Raw genomic sequence first — 6451 nt, 5'->3', positions numbered from 1 at the left:
TCATCGGGGTGGGGGAGACAGTGTGCTTGTCCAGCAGGATCCAGTCGTTCAGGCTCTTCATGGTGCGTCCTTGAGTGGCGAAGGAGCATCCTGCTCCCGTTTAGTTTGTTTAACGATGTTGCGCTTACGTTAAACGAAACGGGCCCCCTTTGCCAAGGGGGCCCGTGCAGGCTGAAGGCTACCGGAAGGGCGGCACCCGGGATCAGACGATGTCGATGTCCACCACGGAGTCGAAGATGTGGTTCGGTCGAAACGGCATGCGGTCGATGTCCGCCACCTTGCTCACCCCGGAGAGCACCAGCACCGTCTCGAGACCGGCCTGGAAGCCAGCCAGGATGTCGGTGCGCAGGTTGTCGCCGATGATGATGGTGTCGTCGGAGTGGGCCTCCATCCGGTTGAGGGCCGCGCGAATGATCCAGGCGCTCGGCTTGCCGACATAGAAGGGCTTCTTGCCGGTCATCCGCTCGATGGGAGCGCACAGGGCGCCGCAGGCCGGGTACATCAGGGGGCCGTGGGTGTCGGGGTTGGTGGCGATGAAGCGGGCCCCCTGATCCACGAACTTGGCGCCCTGCTGCATCATGGTCCAGTTGTAGTTGCGGGTCTCTCCCACCACCACGAAGTCCGGGTCGATGTCGGTGATGGTGAAGCCGGCTTTATAGAGCTCGTGGGTCAGGGCCCCTTCGCCAATCACATAGGCCTTCTTGCCATCCTGGCGCTTGAGAAAGTCGGCGGTGCCCATGGCGGAGGTGTAGAAGCACTCCTCGGGCACCTCTATTCCGGCGGAGCGGAAGCGGTTTTGCAGATCTTTCTGGGTCTGGGCCGGGTAGTTGGTGAGGAACAGGAGCTTGCTGCCCTGCTCCAGCAGGCGGTGGACGAAGCGGTCGGCGCCGGGAATGAGATCGTTGTTGTGCAGGATGACGCCGTCAATGTCACAGATGACGTTTTTCTTCATGAATTCTCCTTGTAGGGCGCAAGAGCGGGGACAGGGCATCCCTCTGTTCGTCTCTTCAATCGGTTATGGTTTTTGTGCCGCCATTATAAGGCCCTTTGATGACAAGTCTCCTCCGGTGGGCCAGATGGGTGCACAATGAAGGCGAAGGGAGGGCGCCGCCCCGGTGGTGCCCGCACGGAGTCTGACGATGGAGCCGTCATCATGGAGCACTTTATTGCCGGCTTGCCCAAGCTGGAACTGCACCTGCATATCGAGGGGACCCTCGAACCCGAGCTGATGTTCGCCCTCGGCCAGCGCAACGGGGTGGCGCTGCCCTGGCCCGATGTCGACAGCCTGCGCGCCGCCTATGAGTTCGACGGCCTGCAATCCTTCCTCGATCTCTACTACCTCGGTGCCAGCGTGCTCATCCACGAACAGGATTTCTTCGACCTCACCTGGGCCTATCTCGAGCGCTGCGTTGCCGATCACGTGGTGCACGTGGAGATCTTCTTCGACCCCCAGACCCACACCGCCCGCGGCGTGCCTTTTGCCACCGTGCTGGGGGGCATCGAGCGGGCGTTGCAGGCTGGCGAAGCAGCCTTTGGCATCAGCTGGCGGCTCATCATGAGCTTCCTGCGCCACCTGAGTGAAGAGGCGGCATTCGCCACCCTGGCAGAGGCCACGCCGCACCTGGCGCGCCTGCACGGGGTCGGCCTCGATTCGGGGGAGCAGGGCAACCCGCCCAGCAAGTTTGCCCGGGTCTTTGCCCGGGCCAGGGAACTGGGGTTGCCTGTGGTGGCCCACGCGGGGGAGGAGGGACCTGCGGACTACATCTGGCAGGCGATCCGGGAGCTCGGGGTGCAACGCATCGATCACGGGGTGCGCTGCGTCGAGGATCCCGCGCTGCTGAGCTATCTTGCCGATACACGGCTGCCCCTCACCGTCTGCCCCCTCTCCAACGTGCGGCTCAGGGTGTTTGACCAGATGGCCCACCACAATGTGCTAAGGCTGCTGGAGCAGGGGCTCTGCGTCACCGTGAACTCCGACGATCCCGCCTATTTCGGCGGCTACATGAACGCCAACTTCCAGGCCCTGGCCGACGGGCTTGGCGCCAGCCAGGAGCAGTTGTGCCGACTCAGTCTCAATGCCGTGGAGGCGAGCTGGCTGAGCCTTGCGGACAAGGTGCGTCTGACCCGGGACATTCGCCTCCATGCCGCCCTGCACGGGGTGAGCCTGCACTGAGCAGGCCGCCTTGCACACCTTGAATGGAGGAGGCCCGCCATGGCTGGCGGGCCTCTTGGTGCCATCGTTGGGCGGGTATCAACCCACCCGCACCAGATACTTTTCCCCTTGTCCCTCCTGCTTGACGTGGGTGAGCAGGGCAGGCAGGGCGTCGAAGTCGCCCACCACCAGCGGCGGCAGGGTCAGCTCGCCGCTCGCCATCTGCGCCATCATGGCGACACCGGCCGCTACCAGACGGCTCCACTGTTTGTCCGAGCCAAAGGCGTGCTGGGCGCCGAGGGCAATCTCGTGCAATGAGTGGCAATGGCTAAAGGCGGGCAGCGGGTTGCGCGCGATGCGCCCGAGCACCGTCACCATGTGGCCGTAATAGCCAAGGGCAGGCAGCAAGGCTTCTGCCTGCTGGCTGGAGACCAGATCGATGATCCCCTCGAAGGGTTCACCTCCGTTGGCGGCCTGCAACTGGGCCAGCCAGTCGGGATCCCGATAGTCCGCCACCCCCTGCACGCCTAGCTGTTTGAGCCACTGGTAGTGGCGCGGGCTGGCGCTGGCAAAGACGCGGGCCCCCTGCTTAAGGGCAAGTTGCACCGCGAAGCGGCCGACACTGCTGCCAGCCCCCGTGATGAGCAGGGCCTCCCCGTGCAGGTGCGGCAGCTTGGCCAGTGCCTGCCAGGCGGTGAGGCCGGGGCAGGGGAGCGCGGCGGCCGCCTCGTCGCTCAGGGCATCGGGCACCGGCATCAGGGCGCGAGCCGGCACCAGGGTGTGGCGGGCAAAGCTGCCGCCGTGGCGCAAGTCGGTGTGATAGGCGACCCGGGTGCCGGGGCGCAGGTGGGTGACGTTGGCCCCCAGTGCCACCAGGGTGCCCATGCCATCGACGCCGGGCACATGTCCTGGCTGCCAGTGGGGATGACCCTGTTCGATGAGTTTCCAGTCCACCGGATTGAAGGCGATGATCCGGTTGGCGACGAGGACCTCGTCGGGCCCGGGGGTGGGGAGCGCTTGCCGGGTGAGGGTGAGCTGGTCCGGTTCGCCGGGGGCGTGCCAGCACCAGGCCTGGGTATGGGTCATGGTGACTCCTTGGATGAGAGGGGTGGGTGCCTTGATTGAATTACATGGCGTAACAATGCCTTGAACTGCTGTTGCACTGGCAAGACAACAAGGCGAGCCCCCTGTTGGAGGGCCCGCCCTGGAAGAGGTTCGGCGCCAGCCGCCTTATGCCCGCTCTGCCCCATAGACGGGGTAGTCCGTCAGCCCTTTCTCGCCGCCGCCAAACAGGGTGGCGGGATCATGGGGGGCGAACGGATGGCCGTGGCGCAGGCGGTTCGGCAAGTCGGGGTTGGCCACGAAGGGGCGACCGAAGCCAATCATGTCGGCCCAGCCCGCCTCGATGGCGGCGCGGGCGCGTTCCCCATCGTACTTGCCGGCGTAGATGAGGGTGTTGGGGAAGGCGTCGCGCAGCCCCTGCTTGAAGCTCTCCGCCATCAGGGGGGCGTCGTCCCAGTCCGCTTCGGCGACGTGCAGATAGACCACGCCGAGCTGGCCCAGCAGGCGCGCGGCGGCCAGATAGGTCTCCTGGGGGTTGGCATCCACGGTACCGTTGAGGGTGGTGAGTGGCGCAAGGCGTACCCCGACCCGGTCGGGACCGATCTCGTCACAGACCGCCTCGGTCACCTCTTTGAGGAAACGCAGCCGGTTTTCGAGCGAACCGCCATAGCCGTCGGTGCGGGTATTGGACTCGGAGTCGAGGAACTGGTTGATGAGGTAGCCGTTGGCGGCGTGCAACTCGATGCCGTCAAAGCCCGCTTCCATGGCGTTGCGGGCGGCCCGGCGAAACTGCCCCACCACGGCGTCGATGTCGGCCTGGGTCATGGCGCGCGGGGTGACGGTCTCCACAAACCCCGGGGCATCGCTGCCGTTGTCGACGAATACCTTCACTCCCTTGGCCTGGATGGCGGAGGAGGAGAGGGGCTGGGCGCCGCCGATGTTGTCAGGATGGGTGACCCGGCCCACGTGCCAGAGCTGGGCGAACATGATGCCCCCCGCGGTGTGGACGGCATTGGTTACCTGCTTCCAGCCTGCCACCTGCTCGGCGCTGTAGATGCCCGGCGTCCAAGCGTAGCCCTTGCCCAGGGGATCTATCTGGGTGCCTTCGCTGATGATGAGGCCGGCCCCGGCACGCTGGGCGTAGTAGGTCGCCATCATGGCGTTGGCCACGTCCCCGGGCTGGCTGGCGCGGGAGCGGGTCATGGGGGGCATGACGATGCGGTTGGCAAGGTGCAGCTGGCCGAGGCGAAGGGGGCAGAACAGGGGATCGTGGTGCATGATGGATTCCTCAATCTTTGGGAGTGAGGTGACTCTAAAGGGGATTGTTATTGTGAAAAAGAGGGGGTATTGCAGAAGAGAATTGCCGTTATCGCAGCAATGGCCCGGGAGGGGCCGGGCTCGCGCCAGAAAAAAGAGGGCCAAGGGCCCTCTCTTGCTGTGATTGCCGCCGATGATCAGGGGGAGAGTGGGGTAACCCGTACTCGCTCGATGCGCCGCTCGCTCACGGCCATGACCTCGAAGCGGAACTGGCCGAGGTGCAACTGCTGACCGACGTCTGGCAGGCTGCCGAAGTGGGAGAGCAACATGCCCGCCAGGGTCACGTACTCGTCGCTCTCGCTCACCAGCCCGTCGCAGTTCAGTGCCTGCTCCACCTGATGGATGTTGGTGGTGCCGTGGATGAGCCAATGCTCGCCCTCGCGCACCACATCGGGGGTCTCGTCCTCGTCCGGCAGCTCGCCGACGATGGCCTCCAGCAGATCGTGGTTGGTGACCAGCCCCTGGATGACGCCAAACTCGTCCGCCACCAGAATGAGGCTGCCCCTGGCCTGACGCAGCTCCGCCAGCAGCCGGATCACGTTGATGGTCTGGGGCACGATGACGGGCTCGTTCTGTCTGGCTAGTGCTGCCAGGGATTGCCCCTCGTTGAGGGCAAACAGCAGATCCCGAGCCTTGACCACCCCGATGATCTCGTCCAGCTCCCCGTCACAGACCGGGAACAGGCTGTGGGGGGCCCGTTGCAGCAGGGCGCGGATCTCGTCCTCGCTGTCGCTCACGTCGATCCACTCCATCTCGGAGCGCGGGGTCATGATGGTGCGAATGGATCGCTCGGCCAGCGACAGCACGCCGCTCACCATGTAACGCTCCTCTTCACCGAAACCAGGGGGCAGGGGCTGAGCCTGCGCCTCTTCTTCGTCCTCCTGCGGGTGGGCTGAGCGTTTGTTCCCCCCCATCAGCTTGAAGATGGCGGCGGTGGTGCGCTCGCGCAGGGGCTGGCGCGCCTCATGGCGCAGGGCACTGCGCTGGGCGAGCTGGTTGAAGAACTCGATGAGCACCGAGAAGCCGATGGCCGCGTAGAGGTAGCCCTTCGGAATGTGGAAGCCGAAGCCCTCCGCCACCAGGCTGAAGCCGATCATCAAGAGGAAGCTCAGGCAGAGCACCACCACAGTGGGGTGGGCGTTGACGAAGCGGGTCAGGGGCTTGGAGGCGAGCACCATCACCACCATGGCGATGGTCACGGCCGCCATCATGACGCCGAGGTGATCCACCATGCCGACGGCGGTGATGATGGAGTCCAGGGAGAAGACCGCATCCAGCACCAGGATCTGGGCGATCACCACCCCGAACCCGGCATAGACGTCGGTGCCGCCTTGCTCCTCGGGCTTGGCCTCGAGTCGCTCATGCAGCTCGGAGGTGGCCTTGAACAGCAGGAAGAGTCCGCCTCCCATCAGGATGAGATCCCGACCGGAGAAGGGGTGATCCCAGATGTGCAGCAGAGGAGCCGTGAGGGTGACCAGCCATGACATGATGGTGAGCAGTCCCAGGCGCATCAGCAGGGCGAGGGAGAGACCGATGATGCGCGCCTTGTCCCGCTGGGCGGGGGGCAGTTTTTTCACCAGGATGGCGATGAAGACCAGGTTGTCTATCCCGAGAACGATTTCCAGGATGATCAGGGTAAGCAGACCGACCCAGATTGACGGGTCCAGCAAGAATTCCATGTGATTGACCTCAATGAAGACAGATGCAGTGAATCGTGGTCACGGCGTGGCCGTGGTGACGGAGACGATCGCTTCAGAGGCGTTGGTTGAGCAGGTACAGATAGGCTTTGATGGGAAAAGACGAAGGGCTACTTCGGGGATTGTCCATGATGGGCAATAAAACCTCGGGTCAAAAGTGAGCCCTGATGATAACGACTCGCCGCCATTTGGCAAGGGGGTCTGGACGCGCAGGGAGAGGCGC

General features: G+C 64.5%; 5 protein-coding genes. 1 reads left to right on the top strand and 4 read right to left on the bottom strand.

What is annotated here, in order from left to right; genetic code table 11:
* Positions 1-202: 202 nt before the first annotated feature.
* A complete protein-coding gene (locus tag C3418_RS10380; RefSeq protein WP_010675115.1) occupies positions 203-952 on the bottom strand; it encodes an HAD-IIA family hydrolase in 750 nt (249 codons plus the stop codon).
* Between the two features lie 201 nt (positions 953-1153).
* Here C3418_RS10380 and C3418_RS10375 point away from each other — a divergent pair, with 201 nt between their 5' ends.
* The gene (locus C3418_RS10375) at positions 1154-2173 is read left to right on the top strand and encodes an adenosine deaminase (RefSeq protein ID WP_103858448.1); all 1020 of its coding nucleotides are present in this window, start codon (positions 1154-1156) and stop codon (positions 2171-2173) included.
* A gap of 78 nt (positions 2174-2251) precedes the next feature.
* Here the strand turns inward: C3418_RS10375 and C3418_RS10370 are convergent, their stop codons facing one another.
* The 3 genes from C3418_RS10370 to C3418_RS10360 form a co-directional block, all read right to left on the bottom strand.
* On the bottom strand, positions 2252-3238 hold the full coding sequence (locus tag C3418_RS10370) for a zinc-binding dehydrogenase (RefSeq protein WP_103858447.1): 987 nt from the start codon (positions 3236-3238) through the stop codon (positions 2252-2254).
* Positions 3239-3382: 144 nt separating this feature from the next.
* Positions 3383-4492, bottom strand: a complete 1110-nt coding sequence (locus C3418_RS10365) for an alkene reductase (protein ID WP_103858446.1) — start codon at positions 4490-4492, stop codon at positions 3383-3385.
* Positions 4493-4668: 176 nt separating this feature from the next.
* Positions 4669-6210 carry a TerC family protein gene (locus C3418_RS10360; RefSeq protein ID WP_103858445.1) on the bottom strand — a complete coding sequence of 514 codons (1542 nt, stop codon included), beginning with the start codon at positions 6208-6210 and terminating at the stop codon, positions 4669-4671.
* Between the last annotated feature and the right edge of the window lie 241 nt (positions 6211-6451).

The sequence above is a fragment of the Aeromonas sp. ASNIH8 genome (assembly GCF_002919855.1).
GTDB lineage: Bacteria > Pseudomonadota > Gammaproteobacteria > Enterobacterales > Aeromonadaceae > Aeromonas > Aeromonas caviae.
Note: the sequence above shows the minus strand (reverse complement) of the source record. Positions and strands in the feature narration are given on the sequence as shown.

Bases quoted from the DNA above. Each gene is read 5' to 3' on its own strand.
- C3418_RS10380 (WP_010675115.1), bottom strand. From the start codon at position 952: ATGAAGAAAAACGTCATCTGTGACATTGACGGCGTCATCCTGCACAAC.
- C3418_RS10375 (WP_103858448.1), top strand. From the start codon at position 1,154: ATGGAGCACTTTATTGCCGGCTTGCCCAAGCTGGAACTGCACCTGCAT.
- C3418_RS10370 (WP_103858447.1), bottom strand. From the start codon at position 3,238: ATGACCCATACCCAGGCCTGGTGCTGGCACGCCCCCGGCGAACCGGAC.
- C3418_RS10365 (WP_103858446.1), bottom strand. From the start codon at position 4,492: ATGCACCACGATCCCCTGTTCTGCCCCCTTCGCCTCGGCCAGCTGCAC.
- C3418_RS10360 (WP_103858445.1), bottom strand. From the start codon at position 6,210: ATGGAATTCTTGCTGGACCCGTCAATCTGGGTCGGTCTGCTTACCCTG.